Below are 20,110 nucleotides of genomic sequence, written 5' to 3'. Positions count from 1 at the left end.
AGCCTTATAACTCATTGAATTCTTGGCTGTAAGCCACTTCACCAGCATGCCCAGTAAGTGCACCTTCAACCAACTCAATGGCTTGAAAAGCACCTTCAGGTACATCCCAAGCGCAACTCAAACCAAATTCGCTCGCGGCTTTGAAACCAAAACGACCGTAGTACGCAGGATCGCCAAGCACGACACAGGCTGGGTAACCAAAATCAACCAAAGTAGAGAAAGCATCTTCAACCAATGCTTTGGCAATACCTTGATTGCGAAACTCTTCTTTCACTGCAAGCGGAGCAAGCCCTTGCCAGTTATGATCGTCACCATGCAGCGTGATCGGGCTAAACATCAGGTGCCCAACAACCTCGCCTTCATCAGAACAAGCCACCAGCGACAGCGTTAAATGACTATTCTCACGCAAGCTCATAACCAGGTTGGCTTCTGCATCCGTTTCAAAAACAGATTTCAATAAACGATCAATGACAAGTATATCTGCCGGTGCTTCAGTTCGAATAAGCATTCATTACCTCACTTTGTGTATCCGGGGATTGTACTCCCTTCTGCACAAAATCAGCTAATTGATTTAACAAAGTTTTCAAGGGAGTTGGCAATAAGTCTAAATCTACGCTGTCCATCAAGTTTTTGACTTCTAAACCGAGCTCGGTATCGCCTTCAATAGACAGTCTACGCTGGAAGAAAAGCGTATCTGGGTCTTCTTTACGCCCCGCAATCAGTACAAGATCATTGAGATTCCCGCTAAAGCTTACATCTTCAGCAACCTCTTTATCCGCTACAACCAGTTGCTCATTTTGGTAGCTAATACACCAACTTAACCCCATATCCTTTATCGAGACTTTAAGCCATTTATCTTCTAGGAACTCAAAGTCACCGTCTTCTAGCGCCTCTTTGAATACGTTCTTAAGCCCCTCTAACAAGGCTCTTTTTTGTACTGTTTTAGGCAATAACTGGACTGGAGATCGCAAAATTGATGCGGCATTTTGAACTAGTTGAGTGCGAATCTTGTTTATCACGTGACTTATCCGTAACTTTGTCAATAATATGGAATGCATCATAGATGATGTTAAGATCTCAGTTACTGTTATGTATCAAATTAACTTCTGTTTGATGCCCGACCTTTAATATCCTGAAAATCACAGTTATAGTAATTCAGGTAATGAGAATTACAGCGGATCGCTGCACTCACAGGTAAATATCGATAACCACACAAAAGTAATAACTATTTATCGATTGTGAATAATCAAGCTCTTGGAGAATTGGTAGTACTTTGATGCCTCCCCAGCAACTACAACATTGGTTTACCCAGCTAACTGCAAACAGCCCTTTCTTTTTTGCAGTGCTTGATGCTCAACATAACTACTTTATGGTGAATGAGCGTTATTGCGATATTGCTGGTTTGAGCCAAGCTGAACTTGCAGGCATGAACGACCGCCAAACCTTAGGCGAACAATTCTATCAACACCTAAAGCCTTACTACGAACGCGCATTCAACGGCGAAACCATTGAAGCCGAAGTCACCCTCAACGAAACAGACCTTGATACTAGCCTCCACTTCAGCTTGTCTCCACTGACCAATGGTAAGAATACGGATTACATCGTCTTCCACGCCTTCGATACGTCAGAAAATCAAGTACTGGTTCGTTCTTTAGAAGAATCCGAAGCAAAATTCCATAAGCTCTCTCAACTGCTACCCGACGGGCTACTACTGGTTGAAAACGACTACATTTTGTCGTCTAACCCAGCTGCTGCACGCCTGCTTGGTTTTAACTCCACCACCGAATTGATTGGTGAAGAGTTAGGACGCTTATTTATCGATGAACAAACCAAAACAGTCTTCAATAACAGCCTCAGCTCTATTATTTCTGAGTCTGGTTTGGTTTGCTTAACGGGTGCCCGATGCGGCTTCGAACGTAAAGTTCAACTGCACATAGACTCAACCGCTATTCTTGGAAGCAGCACCCAACTGGTACTCATTCAAGACGCTCAAGAGACAACCAAACAATACACACCAGCCAATAGTGAAGATGCCTACATAGACGCGCTGACTAAACTCTACAATCGAGTCGGTTTTACCAAGCGCCTAGAGCAATTCATTCACAACGATACACCGGTTGTCATGATGTACTTGGATATTGATAACTTTAAGAATATCAATGACTCGTTAGGGCACCACATTGGCGATAAAGTGATCAAAGAAGTGGCTTCACGCCTTAAACGATTACTGCCTCGTCAAGCGGTGGTCGGCCATTTAGGCGGCGATGAATTTGGTATCATTCTGCCAGAACCGGAACACCCTAGAACCGCAGAAACACTAGCAGAAAAGATCATTTCACTGATCAATCAGCCTTTTGACCTTCACCATTTTAGTAAGCGCCTAGCTTGCTCGATTGGTAGCGTACGCTTTCCTCAAGACGGCACCGATGCGCGTATCTTGCTGCAAAATGCCGATACCGCGATGTATGAAGCCAAAGATCGTGGTCGTAACCGCTTAATTAAGTTCAACGAGCAGATGAACAAAGAAGCGCGCATGCGACTGTGGCTCGAGATAGAGCTACAAAAAGCGCTGCAACAAAATGGACTAGAGGTTTGGTATCAACCGAAAGTGAATGCCCGTGATTTCACCATCAACGGCGCTGAAGCTCTGGTACGTTGGAAGCATCCTGTCGAAGGTTATATCAGCCCGGCCGCGTTCATTCCTGTAGCGGAGCGAGCTGGTCTTATCGAACAACTTGGTAGAGTGGTGATGCGCGAAGTATTTGCTACGGTTAAACGCTGGAAGATGCAAGGTATCCTTCCAGGTCGTGTCGCGATCAACCTATCTCCAGAACAGTTTGGTAATCCAAAGCTGATTGATTACATGGAAAAATTGCTGCGTTCGACCGAGCTTGATCCAAGTGCGATTACGTTTGAGCTAACGGAAAGCGCGGTAATGAGTGATAGTGAACACACACTTCAAATGCTTAACGCCATCAAGAAACTTGGCTTTGCTCTCTCCATTGATGATTTTGGTACCGGCTACTCTTCACTGTCTTACCTTGCTCGCTTCCCAATTGATGAGCTTAAGATAGACCGTGCTTTCATCTCTGATATCGATACCCTACCAAAGCAAATCACCGTAATTGAAAACATCATCAACCTAGGTAAATCTCTCGATTTAACTGTGGTTGCTGAAGGTGTCGAAACCAGTGAGCAAGCGACTCTGCTGTCTAACCTCAACTGTAGTTCGATTCAAGGCTTCCACTTCTATCGTCCGCAACCAAAACAAGATGTCGAAGAGTTGTTTGCCCAAAACCGCCGTCATAAGAACTAATCAAGTACCTCAAATTTAAACCAAGCCAACATGTAAAATGGTCACTCGTCAGTACCTCAAACGGAGTAAAAGCAGATTTATCCATCTAAACCTGCCTTACATCAATTCCGTCATTCACAATTCTTCATAAAATGCTCGCTTCAACTTAATTCTACTGGTAGTGAGCAAATGGAACTCTTATGCCCAGCGGGTAACTTACCTGCTTTGAAAACCGCTATTGATTGTGGTGCGGATGCTGTCTATATCGGATTCAAAGACGATACCAATGCCCGACACTTTGCAGGCCTAAACTTTGCGGGTAAAAAGCTCGATCGTGCTGTGCAGTATGTGCATGACCACAACAAGAAAATTCATGTTGCCCTAAACACATTTGCTCACCCAAATGGCTTCGACCGTTGGACCAATGCCGTAGACAACGCCGCTGCACTGGGTGTTGATGCGCTGATCATCGCAGACATCGCGGTGCTTGAGTACGCAGCAAATAAGTACCCAGACCTTGAACTGCACTTATCAGTGCAAGCATCGGCAACCAATGCAGCAGCTATCGACTTCTACCATAAAAATTTCAACGTTAAGCGTGTCGTACTGCCGCGTGTGTTGTCGATTCATCAGGTCAAACAGCTTTCTCGTAATATCACTTCTGACGTTGACCTTGAAGTATTCGCTTTTGGTAGCTTGTGCATCATGGCTGAAGGTCGTTGCTACCTCTCTTCATACATGACTGGCGAATCACCAAACACCGTTGGTGCTTGTTCTCCGGCGAAATACGTTCGCTGGCAAGAAACAGAAACTGGCCTCGAGTCTCGCTTGAACGAAATCCTCATCGATAAATATGAAGCAGGTGAAAACGCAGGTTACCCAACGTTGTGTAAAGGCCGCTTTGAAGCAGATATCGATGGTGAACGTAAGCGCTATCACGCACTTGAAGAGCCAACCAGCCTCAACACGCTATCGATGTTGCCTGAGCTTTTCTCGGCAAATGTTGCCTCAGTGAAGATTGAAGGTCGCCAACGCAGCCCTGCTTATGTTGAACAAGTCACTCGCACGTGGCGCGCAGCTATCGATCGCTACTTAGCGAACCCAGAACAATACCAAGTGGAACAAGCTTGGAATGCGACACTGGCGAATGTATCTGAAGGTACACAAACCACGCTTGGCGCTTATCACCGTAAATGGCAATAGAGCCAAATGGAGAACTCAATGAAATACGCATTAGGCCCTCTTCTTTATTTTTGGCCAAAACAAGACGTTGAAAGCTTCTATGAGCAAGCGAAATCAAGCTCTGCCGACATCATCTATCTAGGTGAAGCTGTGTGTTCAAAACGTCGTGAGATGAAAGCGAAACACTGGATGGACATTGCTAAAGAGCTGTCTGCTTCAGGTAAGCAAGTTGTCCTCTCGACCATGGCTTTGCTCGAAGCGCCAAGCGAAGTCAACATCATGAAGAAGTACATCGATAATGGTGACTTTGCGATCGAAGCCAATGATGTGTCTGCAATTCAACTGGCCAGCGAAAGCAAAGTACCTTTCGTGGTTGGCCCAGCAGTGAACACCTACAACGCGCGCACCCTGAACCTGTTCTTGAAACAAGGTATGACGCGTTGGTGTATGCCGGTTGAGCTTTCTCGCGAATGGCTAAGCAACGTAATGACCCAGTGTGAAGAACTGAACATCCGTAATAAGTTCGAAGTAGAAGTGTTTAGCCACGGCTACCTGCCGCTTGCTTACTCAGCACGCTGCTTTACCGCTCGCGCGGAAAACAAAGCTAAAGACGATTGCGAAACCTGCTGTATCAAGTACCCAACAGGGCTACAAGTAGAAAGCCAAGAAGGCCAATCAGTCTTCAATCTTAATGGTATCCAGACGCAATCAGGCTACTGTTACAACCTAGTCAATGATTTGCCAAATATGCACGACTTGGTTGATGTGGTTCGTTTAAGCCCACTCGGTATCGATACCTTCTCTGAAATCAATAACTTCAGAGCAAACGAGCAAGGTCAAAAACCGATGAAGATTGAAAGCCGCCAATGCAATGGTTACTGGCATCAGCTTGCAGGTTTAGACGTTAAGAACATCTAGTTCCTTACATTGGACTAACCAGCAACAGATATAAAAAAGGTCTAGCATTCGCTAGACCTTTTTTATTCGACTTAAGAAACGCGACCTATGCCGTCGCTGTTTCCATCGGTGAGGCATCGAGCTTCTTTAGATCTTTGTAGAGCATTACCATCACCACAACACTTAGCGCGATGTTAGACAGTGGATACGCAATCCAGATCCCCGGCACACCGTACAACTTAGGCATAATGTACAAGAACGGCAGTTGGATCAGCATATTGCCTATCGTCACAAACATCGCCTTGCTGCCCTTGTTCACTGCCTGATAGTAAGCACCCGCTACAACCAAGAAGCCATCCAGCGCCAGTGCAAACATGTGAAGTCGAATACCCAACACGGTGTACTCAACTAGCTGAGGTTCGTCTGAGTTAAATACTGACACAAACTCACGTGGGAACGCGTTCAGAAGCAGCGCGAACGCCACACCAATCAATACTGAACTCATCATCGCAATCTTAAGTAGCTTACGGATGTTCGCTTGGTTACGCGCACCATGATTGTAGCTCACCAATGGTTGCATGCCGTTGGCGATACCTTCAGCCGTGAGGTAATAAACCGTCACGATGTAGCCTAAAATCGCGTACGCACCAATCATCAACTGGTCGCCATATTGAGAGAACAACGCATTGTGCAACGCCACCATCATCGAACCATAAGCGTACATAAAGAAGCTTGATGTACCAATCGCGAAGATTTGTGGAATCACATCCAGTTTCAATCTCAACTCATTCCAACGTAAACGTAGGTTTGCTCGACGTGAGAAGAAGTAAGCCAAGCCGAGAGCCGTTACCACAAACTGAGCAATCGCTGTAGCCAATGCCGCGCCCATCAACTCCCATCCAAATAGAGCGATAAGCACGTAATCCAGAACGATATTAATAACCGCACCAATAATCATCAGGATTGTTGCTAAGTTCGGGCTATCGTCGTTACGCAGTAGAAACGGCATTGCGATAGAACCCAAGGTAAATACACTGGCTCCAATCAAGATGTGTAAGTACTGCAAGCCAAGCTCATACACTCGCCCTTCAGCGCCCTGCCAAAGCAAAAAGTTATCGGCAAACAGATACAGCAATACAGAAACAATTGGTGTTATGGCTAACAACAAGGTTAAACCCGTGGCTAAGATCTGCTTAGCACCTTGAGTGTCTTTTTCACCTTGACGAATCGATACCAGCGCACCAGTACCGACACCCACCAGCATACCTAGGCCAAGAATCGAACCGATCACTGGCCACGCGACGTTGATACCCGCCAGCCCATCAGCGCCGACATAACGACCGATAAAGATGCCATCCACCACTTGGTAGAGGCCATTAACCAGCATCGCTGCTACCGTTGGGATTGTGTATCGCCAAAATTGACGACTAATTGAGTTACTCATCTCTTACTCTACTTTCATTGTGAGTCACATATCAGTGGGATATGACTCGATAAATTAGTTAATAAGGCTAACTAAATATCTAAATTAATTACTTCAACGCTTTGTCTAATAACTGGTTCAATTGCGTAGACTCTTGCTCAGACAAACGACTTTCCAGTATTTGTGCCATCACATGATAGATCTTGCTCTCTTCTTCTAAACCTAATTCTGCTTTGTGCGTCAGTACTACGAGTTTAGATCTCGCGTCTTCCAATGAAGCCTTACGCTCGACCAGGCCTTTTCTCTCAAGCCTTTGTACCATAGTGGTCGCTGAAGGCTTAGTCACTTGCATTTCAATAGCAAGATCGGTCAATCGAATCGGCTCAGGAGAGGCCTGAATCACCTTCAAGTAGTCATATTCATTGAAGCTCAACTGGCAGATAGGATCTTCATTTACTTGTGTTCGCCATACTTTCGAGGCGAAGCGTTCTATCTTCTCTAAATTCTGGTTTAGCATACTCATCCAATCAAAGAATAGCACTTAGTTAGCAAAGCTAACTATTTTAATCCTGTTTAAATAAAAAGCAATCCAAAACGAGACAAAGATCATAAAAAGTAGGCACAAAAAAGCCGCTGACTGGCAGCGGCTTTGATAGTAAAAATAATCTATTTAGCGAGCATCAGCTTCTTGCTCTGCTTCAGCTAGCTTAGCTTGAGCGAGGTGCTCTGCTTTTAGCGTAGTGAAAATACGGCTCAACTCTAAGAAAGAGTAACGATGCTCTACGTATTCGAATACGTTAAAAGAGACCGACAACTTATACAAAGAGATCGCATTCGCGTAGTCACCGTTCATGTGGTAACGCTTAGCCAGATAGAAATATGTCTCAGTTAAACGCTGTGCCAGCAACGTGTTATCACGAGTACCGGTTAAGATCGCTTTGAATGCCTGCTCTTCAGTGATGTCATCGAGCATGATAGCGACTAATACCCAGCCCCACTGCTCGTCATGATTCTCATAACGTTTTTGCAGGTCAAGCTTAGCTTGCTCTGGCGTTAGCTCATGCTGAATGATGTATAACCAAAGCGCGCGGAATGGATCGCTCGGATCATCGGCGTAGTGCTTCATCATTTCTTCATTGGCTAAGTCGTAACGCTCACCATAATAGAGTGCGATAGCGCGGTTTCTCTCAGCATATGAATTCGCAGGATCAAGCTCGAGCGTAGAGTCGAAAGATTCATAAGCCGCATCAAACTCCCCTACTTGCGTGAAGTAGACGCCCAAAAGGTTGAAGATATCAGGCTGAGCAGGGTTCAATGAAAGAGACTGATTGAAGTCTAAACGCGCTAAATCCCTTAGACCGACACTGTCGTAGTAGTTGCCACGTTCAAACAGCATCTTAGCTCTAACTTCATCATTCAGATCTGGGCGCTGCAGTAGCTGACTCAAACGTGCAATCTGAACTTCTTGCTGAACGCTTGGTTGCAATGGCACAGCCATAGGCGGGTAAACCCAACTTGAGGCGTTATCTGATGTTGTTGCACAACCAGTTAGTACAAGCAGTAAACACATACTCGCGGTTTGAAACCATTTCACAAATAATTACTCCTGTTATGACCGCAATTAAAAAGGGGAGCGATATGCTCCCCTTTATAACATGCTTTGTTGACGATAGGTTAAAAATCACTAAAAAGCGATATCACTATCGACACACTGAGAATTACTCAGCAGCAGGTGCTTCGCCTTCAGCCGGCGTTTCAACTGCTTCTTTCATGCTTAGACGTACACGGCCTTGACGGTCAATCTCAAGAACCTTAACAGGAACTTCTTGACCTTCAGTTAGGTAGTCAGACACTTTCTCAACGCGCTTGTCAGCGATTTGAGAGATGTGTACTAGACCATCTTTACCTGGAAGGATAGTTACGAATGCACCGAAGTCAGCTAGGCGAGCAACTTTACCTTGGTAAATGCGGCCAACTTCAACTTCAGCTGTGATCTCTTCGATACGACGGATAGCTTCTTTAGCAGCAGCGCCTTCAGTAGCAGCAATCTTGATTGTGCCGTCGTCTTCAATTTCGATCGTAGTACCCGTTTCTTCACAAAGAGCACGGATAACTGCGCCGCCTTTACCGATAACATCTTTGATCTTATCAGAGCTGATTTTCATTGTGTGGATACGTGGAGCGAACTCAGAGATATCTTCACGAGCACCAGAGATAGCTTCATCCATTACAGAAAGGATGTGCTTACGTGCACCTTGCGCTTGGTTAAGAGCAATTTGCATGATCTCTTTAGTGATACCTTCGATCTTGATGTCCATTTGAAGTGCAGTGATACCGTCGTTAGTACCTGCTACTTTAAAGTCCATGTCACCTAGGTGGTCTTCGTCACCAAGGATGTCAGAAAGAACTACGAAGTCATCGCCTTCTTTAACAAGACCCATTGCGATACCCGCAACAGAAGACTTGATTGGAACACCTGCGTCCATAAGCGCTAGAGATGTACCACATACAGAAGCCATTGAAGAAGAACCGTTAGATTCAGTGATTTCCGATACAACACGAACTGTGTATGGGAACTCATCAACAGAAGGCATTACTGCAGCGATACCACGCTTAGCTAGCTTACCGTGGCCGATTTCACGACGCTTAGGAGAACCTACAAAACCAGTTTCGCCAACACAGTATGGAGGGAAGTTGTAGTGTAGTAGGAAGTTATCTTTACGCTCGCCTGTTAGCTCATCGATGATTTGAGCGTCACGCTGTGTACCAAGCGTAGCAGTAACGATAGCTTGAGTTTCACCACGAGTGAATAGAGAAGAACCGTGAGTACGTGGAAGAACGCCAGTGCGAACGTCCAGTGCACGAACCATGTCTTTTTCACGGCCATCGATACGTGGGTTACCAGCGATGATGCTGCGACGTACCACTGTTTTCTCTAGGTCGTGGAAGATAGAGTGAACTTCTTTTAGGTTTACTTCTTCGTCTTCAGATACTAGAACTTCGTTAACTTCAGCCGCGATCTCGTGGATACGGTCGTAACGAGTCATTTTCTCTGTGATTTGGTAAGCTTCAACTAGCTTCGCTTCTGCTAGCTCAGCGATGCGAGTGTTAAGCGCAGTGTTCTCTTCTGGAGCAACCCAATCCCATGCAGGAGTAGCAACTTCGGCTGCGAATTCGTTGATCGCGTTGATAACAACTTGTTGTTGATCGTGACCAAATACTACCGCTGATAGCATCTCTTCTTCTGTTAGGTTGTCTGCTTCAGACTCAACCATTAGAACCGCACCAGCAGTACCAGAAACAACAAGGTCAAGCTTAGACGTTTCTAGCTCAGTGTTGCTTGGGTTAAGTACTAGTTGACCGTCGATGTGACCAACACGTGCTGCACCGATAGGACCGTTGAACGGGATACCAGAGATAGCAAGTGCTGCAGAAGTACCGATCATTGTTACCATGTCAGGCTGAACGTCTGGGTTAACAGACATTACTGTAGCGATAACTTGAACTTCGTTCTTGAATGCATCTGGGAAAAGAGGACGAATTGGACGGTCGATTAGACGAGCCGTTAGTGTTTCGCCTTCTGATGGACGACCTTCACGCTTGAAGAAGCCACCTGGGATTTTACCAGCAGCGTATGTACGCTCTTGGTAGTTAACCGTTAGAGGGAAAAAGTCTTGACCTTGTACCGCTTCTTTTTTACCAACAACAGATACGAATACTGAAGTATCGTCCATTGTTACCATAACTGCTGCAGTAGCTTGACGAGCAATAACGCCAGTTTCTAGAGTAACTGTGTGGTTACCGTACTGAAACGTTTTTACAACTGGTTTCTCAAACATTGTATTTCCTTTATCTAAAGATTGTTCTTTAGAGTCAGTAAGTTGAAACCCAAAAATCACCAATCGCGACTAGTCGAAGCAGACGGATTTTATGAGCTGTATCGAAAAAATACAGCGTACATCCACTTTGAATAGTCGCGACCTATTGGCCGACATCTGTGACTGTAACTTCTGGGTCGTATAATACCTATACAGTTAGCTGTACAGGCGAGGCATAGTATAAACTATTTTTATATACAGGGATATTTTCGTACTGAAAAAGCTCCGTGAAATAGCTCAAACTCTGTCTTTCAGGCACAAAAAAAGGAGCAATAAATGCTCCTTTTTCTTCAAACAGTCTTTGCAGACATCGCTATTAGCGACGTAGGCCTAGGCGCTTGATTAGGTCTTGGTAACGAGAAAGGTCTTTACCTTTCAGGTAGTCAAGAAGCTTACGACGGCTAGAAACCATACGTAGAAGACCACGACGGCTGTGGTGATCGCCTTTGTGAGCTTTGAAGTGACCTTGTAGGTGGTTGATAGAAGCAGTAAGTAGTGCTACTTGTACTTCTGGTGAACCTGTGTCGCCTTCAGAGCGCGCGTATTCTGCAACGATTGCTGCTTTAGTTTCTGCATTCAGAGACATAATTCTCTCCTGATAAGAGTAGTTTAATATTTGTAGCAGCCAATCTCTGATTCAGCCGCTACGCGAGCCGAGGATTATAGGGAAGTTTGTCATTTGGTGCAATAACAATCGATGGCCTTAGAAACGAAAAAAGCGAAGCGCTTAAATTAAGCGTTCGCTTTCTACTTTATTGATTCGCTTTTCAAGGCTAAACACCAATACCTAACTCGGTTTCAGCGTTACGCTTGTGGCTCTTCATCTCTGAAAACAACCAAACGTTTCGGTGCAACTCGGCCATCGTCCGCGATCTGAGCAACGCCAACAAACAGCTTCTCTTCGCCGCTTGTCATGCGAACCGTACCTTCCGTTGGCGCACCGGCAACCTGAACAGGCATACCATGCTGAACCAAATCTGTCAGTTCGGCATTAAGGTTTACTTCTGGTAAATCTTCAACGGCAGTATCCATTGGCATTAGTAACGGGTCAAGCAGCTCTTTAGGTGCAATCTCTTGCGCCTGCGCTTGCTCTAAGATCTCGTTAAGCTGCTCCAATGTTACCATGCGCTCGTAAGGGTATTTCGCAACACCAGTACGACGAAGCATGGTCACGTGAGCACCACACCCTAGCATTTCGCCAAGGTCATCCGTGATCGTGCGGATATAAGTACCTTTAGAACAGTGTACTTCCATCTCAACCTCATCACCTTCAAAGCGAAGCAGATCAATCGAGTAGACAGTGATCTTACGTGATTCACGTGGGACTTCGATACCAGCACGAGCGTACTCGTACAATGGCTTGCCTTGGTACTTCAATGCAGAGAACATCGATGGTACTTGGTCTGTTTCACCTTTGAAGCTTTCAATGCAACGCTCAAGTTGCTCTTGAGTCACATTCACTTCACGAGTTTCAACCACTTCACCATCTGAATCCGAAGTGTTGGTACGCTCACCAAGCTTAGCGATCACAACGTAGCGTTTGTCAGAATCTAGAAGAAACTGAGAGAACTTCGTTGCTTCACCAAGACAGATTGGCAGCATGCCGGTCGCAAGAGGATCCAGTGCACCTGTGTGCCCTGCCTTCTCTGCAAAGTAAATACGCTTTACTTTTTGCAGTGCATCATTAGATGAAATGCCCGTTGGCTTATCTAACAGAATTACCCCATTAATAGGGCGACCTTTACGACGGCGAGCCATTACTCTTCGCCCTTAGACTGAGTTTCGTCAGTGCGGCCTGCAGCTTCTTGCTTACGCTTGTCGTCATTCAGAACTTCACTTACTAGGTTAGACATACGCATGCCCTCTACTAGTGTGTTGTCGTAAGTAAAACGTACTTCAGGTGTTAGGCGGTGACGAATACGCTTGCCTAGCGCCATACGGATTGGCACTTCATGCTCTTTAAGAGCAGCAAGGCATGATTCAGGTGTTTGCTCACCAATACATAGGAAAGTAACGAATACTTTTGCGTACGCAAGGTCACGAGACACTTCTACGTCTGAGATCGTTACCATACCGATACGTGAATCACGAACTTCACGTTGTAGGATAAGAGCAAGCTCTTTTTGAAGCTGCTGAGACACACGTTGTGTGCGGCTAAATTCTTTTGACATTTTCTTTTCTCACTTAGAAAGATGGGGGGCTTGGTAATTACCAGCCCCCCATGGTGTATTCAACAACCGATTACTTCTTACCTTTACTAGTAATGTTAGTAACCTTAGTCAATATGTCGAGTCGTACAGACGATTAGTCTAGAGTACGTTTAACCTCAACGATTTCGAATACTTCGATCTGGTCACCAACGCGTACGTCGTTGTAGTTCTTAACGCCGATACCACACTCGTAACCATTCTTAACTTCTTGAACGTCGTCTTTGAAGCGACGAAGTGACTCTAGTTCACCTTCGTAGATAACAACGTTGTCGCGTAGTACGCGGATTGGGTTGTTACGCTTAATTACACCTTCAGTAACCATAGAACCAGCGATCGCGCCAAGTTTAGGTGACTTAAATACGTCACGTACTTCAGCAAGACCAATGATCTCTTGTTTGAATTCAGGAGCAAGCATACCGCCCATAGCCTGTTTCACTTCGTCGATCAGTTGGTAAATGATTGAGTAGTAACGTAGATCTAGGTTTTCGTTCTGAACCGTGTTACGCGCAGTTGCATCAGCACGAACGTTGAAACCAAGGATGATAGCGTTAGAAGCTGCTGCAAGTGTTGCATCAGTTTCAGTAATACCACCAACACCAGAACCTACGATGTTCACTTTAACTTCGTCAGTTGATAGTTTCAGTAGAGAGTCAGCAATTGCTTCTACAGAACCTTGAACGTCAGCTTTAAGTACTACGTTCAGTTCAGCAACTTCACCAGCAGCCATGTTAGAGAACATGTTCTCTAGTTTCGCTTTCTGTTGACGAGCTAGTTTCACTTCACGGAATTTACCTTGACGGTAGTTCGCAACTTCACGAGCTTTACGCTCATCACGTACTACTGTTGCTTCATCACCTGAAGCTGGTACACCAGAAAGACCTAAGATCTCTACTGGGATAGAAGGACCTGCTGTCACTACTTCTTTACCGTTTTCATCGCGCATTGCACGAACACGGCCGTACTCTTGACCACAAAGAACGATGTCGCCTTTGTTTAGAGTACCTGACTGAACTAGGACTGTTGCAACTGGACCACGACCTTTATCAAGACGAGATTCAACAACAACACCAGATGCCATGCCTTCTTTAACTGCAGTCAGTTCAAGAACTTCAGACTGAAGAAGGATTGCTTCTAGAAGACCATCGATGTTTGTACCCTGTTTAGCAGAGATGTGAACGAACATGTTCTCACCGCCCCATTCCTCAGGGATTACGTCGTATTGAGCTAGCTCATTCTTAACGTTGTCTGGGTTTGCACCCTCTTTATCGATCTTATTCACAGCAACAATCAGAGGAACGCCTGCCGCTTTCGCGTGCTGGATCGCTTCGATTGTTTGTGGCATTACGCCATCGTCTGCTGCCACTACTAGTACAACGATATCTGTCGCTTGAGCACCACGTGCACGCATAGCAGTAAACGCCGCGTGTCCAGGAGTATCAAGGAAAGTGATCATGCCGTTGTCAGTATCTACGTGGTAAGCACCGATGTGCTGCGTGATACCGCCAGCTTCGCCAGAAGCAACGTGTGCTTTACGAATGTAGTCAAGTGTCGATGTTTTACCGTGGTCAACGTGACCCATGATAGTAACAACTGGAGCACGACCTTCAGCGATAGCATCGTTATCACGGTCTGCTAGTACTGCTTCTTCAAGTTCGTTTTCTTTACGTAGGATTACCTTGTGACCCATTTCTTCAGCAACAAGTTGTGCTGTTTCTTGGTCAATCACTTGGTTGATAGTCGCCATAGCGCCCATCTTCATCATTACTTTGATAACTTCAGTTGCTTTAACTGACATTTTGCTAGCCAGTTCAGATACAACGATAGTTTCGCCGATAGCAACGTCAGATTTAGCAACAGTTGCTGACTTATCGAAGCCTTGCTGCATTGAAGTTGGTTTAGCAAGCTTACCTTTAGCACCACGACCACGTTGGTTGCGACCACCACGGTTGTTGCCAGGTTGGTTAGCTGGAGCTGCTTTCTTCTTACGACGACGAGGCGCTTTTTCTTCTTTCTGGTCAGCTGCATCTTCAGCTTCACGAGCGTAAGTAGAAGTTGTCACGTGGTAGTCCGCAGACTTCTCTTGTTCTTTCTTCTTCTGCTCTTCTTCAGACCAGCGCGCTTCGTTCTCTTCAGCTAGCTTACGAGCTTCTTCAACTAGCTTCGCCGCTTCAGCTTCAGCTTTACGCTGTGCTTCTTGCTCTTGACGAGCTTTTAGTTCATCCGCTTCTTTTTTCGCTTGTGCGTTAGCGTCTGCATTTTTTGAATTCATGTCTTTTTTAGCCTTTTCAGCTTGGGCGCGTTGAGCTTTTTCTTCAGCATCACGTTTTGCATCCGCTTCACGTTTTGCTTTCTCATCAGCTTCGCGCTGTGCTTTCTCTGCAGCTTCACGTTTCGCAAGCTCTTCAGCTTCTTGACGTGCTTTCTCTTCCGCTTCACGCTTAGCTGCTTCCTCAGCTTCACGTTTCGCTTCATCTTCAATAGCGCTGCGCTTCACGTAAGTACGCTTTTTACGTACCTCTACTTGAACATCCTTACTCTTACCGCCTCCAGCGGCAACACTTAGCGTGCTGCGGGTCTTGCGTTGAAGAGTTAAACGAGTCGGCTCTGCTTCACCAGAAGTATCGCCATGCTCCTTTTTAAGGTGCGTTAGCAATGTTTGCTTCTCTGAATCAGTTACTTGATCCGACCCTGATTTCTTCATGCCTGCATCAGCAAGTTGTTCAATTAAGCGGTCAACTGGCGTACCAATCTCTTCACTCAGTGCTTTAACTGTTAATTGTGTCATACCGCTTTCTCTCCTTGCTGAATTATTCTTCGTCGCCGAACCAACAGATGTTACGTGCTGCCATAATTAGCTCGCCCGCACGTTCTGCAGTTAGGTCTTCAATGCCTTCTAGTTCATCAACGCCTTGGTCAGCTAGGTCTTCCAATGTTGCCACGCCTTTTGCTGCAAGTTTGTAAGCCATTTCACGCTCTAGGCCTTCAAGTGCTAGCAAGTCTTCAGCAGGTTCAACACCGTCAAACGTCTCTTCTTTCGCAAGTGCTAGAGTCGTTAGTGCATCTTTTGCACGGTTACGTAGTTCTTCAACGATACCTTCGTCTAGGCCATCAACTTCAAGAAGTTCGTTTACTGGTACGTAAGCCACTTCTTCTAGCGTAGAGAAGCCTTCTTCAACAAGTAGCTGAGCAAAGTCTTCTTCGATGTCTAGGTGCTTCATGAAGTTTTCAATCGAAGCAACCGCTTCTTCTTGGTGTTTCTTCTGAAGGTCTTCAACCGTCATTACGTTCAGTTCCCAACCAGTCAGTTGAGATGCTAGACGTACGTTTTGACCGCTACGGCCGATAGCTTGCGCTAGGTTGTCCGCTTCAACAGCGATGTCCATTGAGTGTGCATCTTCATCAACGATGATAGAAGCAACATCAGCAGGAGCCATTGCATTGATTACGAACTGAGCTGGGTTATCGTCCCAAAGAACGATATCGATACGCTCGCCGCCAAGCTCGCCAGATACAGCTTGTACACGTGCACCACGCATACCAACACACGCGCCCACTGGGTCAATGCGCTTGTCGTTTGTTTTCACAGCGATTTTAGCACGAGAACCTGCGTCACGTGCAGCACCTTTAAGTTCAATTAGCTCTTCGCCAATCTCAGGTACTTCAACACGGAATAGCTCAGCTAGCATTTCTGGCTTAGAGCGAGTAATGAATAGCTGGAAGCCACGAGCTTCTGGTTTAACTGCGTATAGAAGACCACGTACACGGTCGCCTGGACGGAAGTTTTCACGAGGAAGTTGGTCATCACGTAGGATTACCGCTTCAGCGTTGTTACCTAGGTCTAGGATGATCGTGTCACGGTTAACTTTCTTAACCACACCAGTTACTAGCTCACCTTCGTTGTCGATGAACTGCTCAACGATTTGAGCACGCTCTGCTTCACGTACTTTTTGTACGATAACTTGCTTCGCAGTTTGAGTCGTAATACGGTCAAACGTTACTGACTCGATGTCATCTTCAATGAAACCGCCAAGTTCGATCTCTGGATCGTCGTACTTAGCAGCTTCAAGAGAAATCTCTTTTGTTGGGTTTTCAACAACTTCAACAGCTTCCCAACGACGGAAAGTTTCGAAATCACCTGTTTTACGGTCGATTTCAACACGAACTTCAATTTCTAGTTCGCTTTTCTTTTTTGTTGCCGTTGCAAGCGCGATTTCAAGCGCTTCAAAAATACGCTCACGAGGAACTGCTTTCTCATTAGAAACAGCTTCTACTACCGCCAAAATTTCTTTGTTCATTAATCTAGCCTCTTAAGCTCTTCTCTCTAGGAGAACTAAAATTTAGGGATCAGGTTCGCTTTCGCAATATTGCTCAGGACGAATTCTTCTTCTTGTCCTTCAACTAATACTTTTACTGTCTCGCCTTCAATAGATTGGATATCACCTTTCCATTTACGACGGTTGCCGACAGCCATTTTCAAAACGATGCTTACCTCGTGACCAATAAATTGTTGGTAATGCTCTGCTTTGAACAGTGGTCTCTCTAAACCTGGTGAAGACACTTCAAGGTTATAAGCCACTGAAATTGGATCTTCAACATCCATTACGGCACTTACTTGGTGACTAACTTCAGCGCAGTCATCTACATTGATGCCGTTTGGAGAATCGATGTAAATACGTAGCGTTGAGTGCTCACCAGCACGAATAAATTCTAATCCAACTAACTCATAACCTGATGCTGCTACTGGAGCGTCAAGCATTTCAGTAAGTTGTCTTTCTAAACCAGTCATTTAACCACTCCAGAAACAAAAAAAGGGCTCAAAGCCCAATTTAAATTCCAAGCAAACATTATCTAAACGCATTTACAAATGCTTAGATAACAAAAAACCCCGTATAAGCCGGGGTTTTTGTTGCTGGACCCTTATATGCTAAGTGCCATCACATTCGATATCACACTTAACTCACAGTGAGGTTCACACTGTGCAAACTTGCTACCAATCAAGACTAAATATAGCACTTAAAATTGGTTGCGGGAGCCGGATTTGAACCGACGACCTTCGGGTTATGAGCCCGACGAGCTACCAAGCTGCTCCATCCCGCGTCCGACTTGCGAGCATTATACGCCCAACAAGATGTTTTACAAGTTTGTAAACATGGTGCCGAGAGAGGGACTCGAACCCTCACACCCTAAGGCACTAGCACCTCATGCTAGCGTGTCTACCAATTTCACCATCTCGGCATCAAATCTTTACAGATTATTGTGGAATCTCGTCGCCTTGCGCCGGAACTTCACTCACTGCATCTTCAGCTTGTTGGATTACCTGACCTTGAGTCGGGTCCATCCATTGTGACTCAGTTTTATGTGTAGACATATTACCAAGCACTAAGCTAAGGATAAAAAATGTAGTTGCAAAAATTGCAGTCATTCGGGTTAGGAAATTTCCTGAGCCACTAGCACCAAACACAGTGTTTGAAGCGCCAGCACCGAAAGAGGCTCCCATATCTGCGCCTTTACCTTGTTGAATCAACACTAGGCCAATTACACCAAGCGCTGCCAACAGGTAAATCACAAGTAGAACTGTAAACATTTTTCCACCTATGTTCCTAATTGTTGAGCCAGCGCCGTTCAAAAAAGTTATTTTCAAGAACAAGGCTAGCGACCTCCTAACTGAAGGCCGAGCAATACTAGCGAATGCGACGATGGCTGACAAGGAGAATTTGCTAAAAAATAAGCCTTTACCAAGTGAACGGTTAAAAAAAGGCCAAAAGCGACACAAAACTCATTTGTACCCCTTTTGACCACTCTATAATTCAACCGTTTTTACGTACAAGCACTCTTAATGGTACCTGCTGAGCAAACCACTAAATTAGCAGTTTGCTTTTACTGCATCTGCAATCTTAAGTGCTGATGATTGAACCAGTTCAGCATCTTCACCTTCAACCATTACGCGCAATAGTGGCTCTGTACCAGACTTACGAAGTAATACACGGCCCTTCTCGCCAAGCTCAGCTTCTACTTCTACAACAGCTGCTTTCACTGCGTCTGCTTCCAGTGGGTTTGAATCACCACTGAAACGAACGTTTTCTAAGACTTGCGGGTATAGCGTCATGCCTTGAGAAAGCTCATTCAATGTCATTTCACTGCCAACTACTGAAGCAAGAACTTGCAGTGCTGCAACGATAGCATCACCAGTTGTCACTTTATCTAGCAGGATAACGTGACCTGAGTTTTCAGCACCGATCTTCCAGCCTTTTGCTAGCAGTTGTTCCATTACATAACGGTCACCAACTGCAGCGCGCACAAATGGAATACCTAGCTGCTTAAGGCCGTTTTCCATACCTAGGTTGGTCATCAGCGTACCAACAACACCACCTTTCAGCTCACCACGACGCAATGCATCGCGAGCAATGATGTAAGCAATTTGGTCACCATCAACCTTGTTACCTAACTCATCAACCATGATGATACGGTCACCGTCACCATCAAAGCCAAGGCCTAGTGCAGCTTTCTCTTCTAGCACTTTCGCCTGAAGAGCGCGAACATCCGTCGCACCCACTTCGTGGTTAATGTTGGTACCGTTTGGTTCAACACCAATAGCAACAACCTCAGCACCTAGCTCTTTGAATACCGCAGGAGCAATGTGGTAAGTCGCGCCGTGAGCGCAGTCAACAACAATCTTCATGCCAGCAAGGGTCATTTGATTCGGGAACGTGCTCTTACAGAATTCAATGTATCGACCTGCCGCATCGTTTAGACGAACTGCTTTACCAAGCTCAGAAGAGTCAACACACTCAATCTCTTTATCAAGTTCAGCTTCGATCGCCAGCTCGATATCATCTGGAAGTTTAGTGCCTTCAGAAGAGAAGAATTTAATACCGTTATCGTAATAAGGGTTGTGTGAAGCCGAGATTACGATGCCCGCTTCAGCACGGAATGTTTGTGTTAGGTAAGCAACAGCAGGTGTTGGCATAGGACCAGTGAACGTCGCTTGTAAACCAGCAGCAGCAAGACCTGCCTCTAACGCAGACTCCAACATGTAACCAGAGATACGCGTATCTTTACCGATAATAACTTTCTTTGTACCTTGCTTCGCAAGTACACGACCAGCAGCCCAGCCAAGCTTCAGAACAAAATCAGGTGTGATCGGGTACTGGCCTACTTTGCCACGCACACCATCTGTGCCGAAATAACGTCTTTTATCAGACATAGTGATTTTCCTTAATTATAT

At 45.5% G+C, this 20,110-nt stretch carries 17 protein-coding genes and 2 tRNA genes; 3 read left to right on the top strand and 16 right to left on the bottom strand.

Annotated features, from left to right (window positions below):
- Nucleotides 1-4: 4 nt before the first annotated feature.
- Both F0232_RS15345 and F0232_RS15340 read right to left on the bottom strand, forming a co-directional pair.
- Nucleotides 5-508 carry a GNAT family N-acetyltransferase gene (locus F0232_RS15345; protein ID WP_061032515.1) on the bottom strand — a complete coding sequence of 168 codons (504 nt, stop codon included), beginning with the start codon at nt 506-508 and terminating at the stop codon, nt 5-7.
- On the bottom strand, nt 492-1,061 hold the full coding sequence (locus F0232_RS15340; protein ID WP_008218795.1) for an SCP2 domain-containing protein: 570 nt from the start codon (nt 1,059-1,061) through the stop codon (nt 492-494). Before F0232_RS15340 ends, F0232_RS15345 begins: the two co-directional genes overlap by 17 nt.
- Before the next feature lie 215 nt (nt 1,062-1,276).
- Between F0232_RS15340 and F0232_RS15335 the strand changes: the two genes are divergently transcribed.
- The 3 genes from F0232_RS15335 (at nt 1,277) to F0232_RS15325 (ending at nt 5,395) form a co-directional block, all read left to right on the top strand.
- Complete coding sequence (locus tag F0232_RS15335; protein WP_105057550.1) at nt 1,277-3,316, top strand: bifunctional diguanylate cyclase/phosphodiesterase; 2,040 nt, start codon at nt 1,277-1,279, stop codon at nt 3,314-3,316.
- 168 nt (nt 3,317-3,484) lie between these two features.
- Nucleotides 3,485-4,498, top strand: a complete 1,014-nt coding sequence (locus F0232_RS15330) for a peptidase U32 family protein (RefSeq protein WP_105057551.1) — start codon at nt 3,485-3,487, stop codon at nt 4,496-4,498.
- An 18-nt stretch (nt 4,499-4,516) separates the two neighbouring features.
- Complete coding sequence (locus tag F0232_RS15325) at nt 4,517-5,395, top strand: U32 family peptidase (RefSeq protein ID WP_017059237.1); 879 nt, start codon at nt 4,517-4,519, stop codon at nt 5,393-5,395.
- Between the two features lie 85 nt (nt 5,396-5,480).
- Here F0232_RS15325 and F0232_RS15320 read toward each other — a convergent pair whose 3' ends face one another.
- From F0232_RS15320 to glmM, 14 genes are all read right to left on the bottom strand, one after another.
- Nucleotides 5,481-6,818, bottom strand: coding sequence for an MATE family efflux transporter (locus F0232_RS15320; protein ID WP_105057552.1), 1,338 nt, complete (start codon nt 6,816-6,818; stop codon nt 5,481-5,483).
- Between the two features lie 88 nt (nt 6,819-6,906).
- Complete coding sequence (locus tag F0232_RS15315) at nt 6,907-7,314, bottom strand: MarR family winged helix-turn-helix transcriptional regulator (protein ID WP_029235552.1); 408 nt, start codon at nt 7,312-7,314, stop codon at nt 6,907-6,909.
- 153 nt (nt 7,315-7,467) lie between these two features.
- A complete protein-coding gene (nlpI, locus tag F0232_RS15310) occupies nt 7,468-8,391 on the bottom strand; it encodes a lipoprotein NlpI (RefSeq protein WP_004740631.1) in 924 nt (307 codons plus the stop codon).
- Between the two features lie 124 nt (nt 8,392-8,515).
- Nucleotides 8,516-10,636: a polyribonucleotide nucleotidyltransferase gene (gene pnp, locus F0232_RS15305; protein WP_008218809.1), complete on the bottom strand. Its 2,121-nt coding sequence runs from the start codon at nt 10,634-10,636 to the stop codon at nt 8,516-8,518.
- Between the two features lie 355 nt (nt 10,637-10,991).
- Nucleotides 10,992-11,261 carry a 30S ribosomal protein S15 gene (gene rpsO / locus F0232_RS15300; RefSeq protein ID WP_004740633.1) on the bottom strand — a complete coding sequence of 90 codons (270 nt, stop codon included), beginning with the start codon at nt 11,259-11,261 and terminating at the stop codon, nt 10,992-10,994.
- Nucleotides 11,262-11,479: 218 nt separating this feature from the next.
- Nucleotides 11,480-12,433 carry a tRNA pseudouridine(55) synthase TruB gene (truB, locus tag F0232_RS15295; RefSeq protein WP_008218812.1) on the bottom strand — a complete coding sequence of 318 codons (954 nt, stop codon included), beginning with the start codon at nt 12,431-12,433 and terminating at the stop codon, nt 11,480-11,482.
- On the bottom strand, nt 12,433-12,846 hold the full coding sequence (gene rbfA / locus F0232_RS15290) for a 30S ribosome-binding factor RbfA (protein ID WP_004738271.1): 414 nt from the start codon (nt 12,844-12,846) through the stop codon (nt 12,433-12,435). The genes truB and rbfA overlap by 1 nt, the downstream gene beginning before the upstream one ends.
- A gap of 133 nt (nt 12,847-12,979) precedes the next feature.
- Entirely contained in the window at nt 12,980-15,670 is a 2,691-nt protein-coding gene (infB, locus tag F0232_RS15285; RefSeq protein ID WP_008218816.1) for a translation initiation factor IF-2, read from the bottom strand.
- Nucleotides 15,671-15,692: 22 nt separating this feature from the next.
- Nucleotides 15,693-17,180 carry a transcription termination factor NusA gene (nusA, locus tag F0232_RS15280; protein WP_008218818.1) on the bottom strand — a complete coding sequence of 496 codons (1,488 nt, stop codon included), beginning with the start codon at nt 17,178-17,180 and terminating at the stop codon, nt 15,693-15,695.
- Nucleotides 17,181-17,215: 35 nt separating this feature from the next.
- Complete coding sequence (gene rimP / locus F0232_RS15275; protein ID WP_004738265.1) at nt 17,216-17,671, bottom strand: ribosome maturation factor RimP; 456 nt, start codon at nt 17,669-17,671, stop codon at nt 17,216-17,218.
- Between the two features lie 234 nt (nt 17,672-17,905).
- Nucleotides 17,906-17,982: transfer RNA gene (locus F0232_RS15270), tRNA-Met, on the bottom strand.
- Nucleotides 17,983-18,035: 53 nt separating this feature from the next.
- Nucleotides 18,036-18,120 (bottom strand) — tRNA-Leu (locus F0232_RS15265).
- 16 nt (nt 18,121-18,136) lie between these two features.
- Entirely contained in the window at nt 18,137-18,469 is a 333-nt protein-coding gene (secG, locus tag F0232_RS15260; RefSeq protein WP_105057553.1) for a preprotein translocase subunit SecG, read from the bottom strand.
- 279 nt (nt 18,470-18,748) lie between these two features.
- Nucleotides 18,749-20,089: a phosphoglucosamine mutase gene (glmM, locus tag F0232_RS15255; RefSeq protein ID WP_105057555.1), complete on the bottom strand. Its 1,341-nt coding sequence runs from the start codon at nt 20,087-20,089 to the stop codon at nt 18,749-18,751.
- Nucleotides 20,090-20,110 lie beyond the last annotated feature (21 nt).

It is taken from the genome of Vibrio sp. T3Y01, from assembly GCF_013114525.1.
Lineage (GTDB): Bacteria > Pseudomonadota > Gammaproteobacteria > Enterobacterales > Vibrionaceae > Vibrio > Vibrio chagasii_B.
This window is presented reverse-complemented; position numbering and strand designations above follow the sequence as displayed.

Coding starts and splice junctions, on each gene's coding strand:
- nusA (WP_008218818.1), bottom strand. CDS start 17,180: ATGAACAAAGAAATTTTGGCGGTAGTAGAAGCTGTTTCTAATGAGAAA.
- pnp (WP_008218809.1), bottom strand. CDS start 10,636: ATGTTTGAGAAACCAGTTGTAAAAACGTTTCAGTACGGTAACCACACA.
- infB (WP_008218816.1), bottom strand. CDS start 15,670: ATGACACAATTAACAGTTAAAGCACTGAGTGAAGAGATTGGTACGCCA.
- rpsO (WP_004740633.1), bottom strand. CDS start 11,261: ATGTCTCTGAATGCAGAAACTAAAGCAGCAATCGTTGCAGAATACGCG.
- F0232_RS15325 (WP_017059237.1), top strand. CDS start 4,517: ATGAAATACGCATTAGGCCCTCTTCTTTATTTTTGGCCAAAACAAGAC.
- truB (WP_008218812.1), bottom strand. CDS start 12,433: ATGGCTCGCCGTCGTAAAGGTCGCCCTATTAATGGGGTAATTCTGTTA.
- rbfA (WP_004738271.1), bottom strand. CDS start 12,846: ATGTCAAAAGAATTTAGCCGCACACAACGTGTGTCTCAGCAGCTTCAA.
- rimP (WP_004738265.1), bottom strand. CDS start 17,671: ATGACTGGTTTAGAAAGACAACTTACTGAAATGCTTGACGCTCCAGTA.
- F0232_RS15345 (WP_061032515.1), bottom strand. CDS start 508: ATGCTTATTCGAACTGAAGCACCGGCAGATATACTTGTCATTGATCGT.
- glmM (WP_105057555.1), bottom strand. CDS start 20,089: ATGTCTGATAAAAGACGTTATTTCGGCACAGATGGTGTGCGTGGCAAA.
- F0232_RS15315 (WP_029235552.1), bottom strand. CDS start 7,314: ATGCTAAACCAGAATTTAGAGAAGATAGAACGCTTCGCCTCGAAAGTA.
- F0232_RS15335 (WP_105057550.1), top strand. CDS start 1,277: ATGCCTCCCCAGCAACTACAACATTGGTTTACCCAGCTAACTGCAAAC.
- F0232_RS15340 (WP_008218795.1), bottom strand. CDS start 1,061: ATGATGCATTCCATATTATTGACAAAGTTACGGATAAGTCACGTGATA.
- secG (WP_105057553.1), bottom strand. CDS start 18,469: ATGTTTACAGTTCTACTTGTGATTTACCTGTTGGCAGCGCTTGGTGTA.
- F0232_RS15330 (WP_105057551.1), top strand. CDS start 3,485: ATGGAACTCTTATGCCCAGCGGGTAACTTACCTGCTTTGAAAACCGCT.
- F0232_RS15320 (WP_105057552.1), bottom strand. CDS start 6,818: ATGAGTAACTCAATTAGTCGTCAATTTTGGCGATACACAATCCCAACG.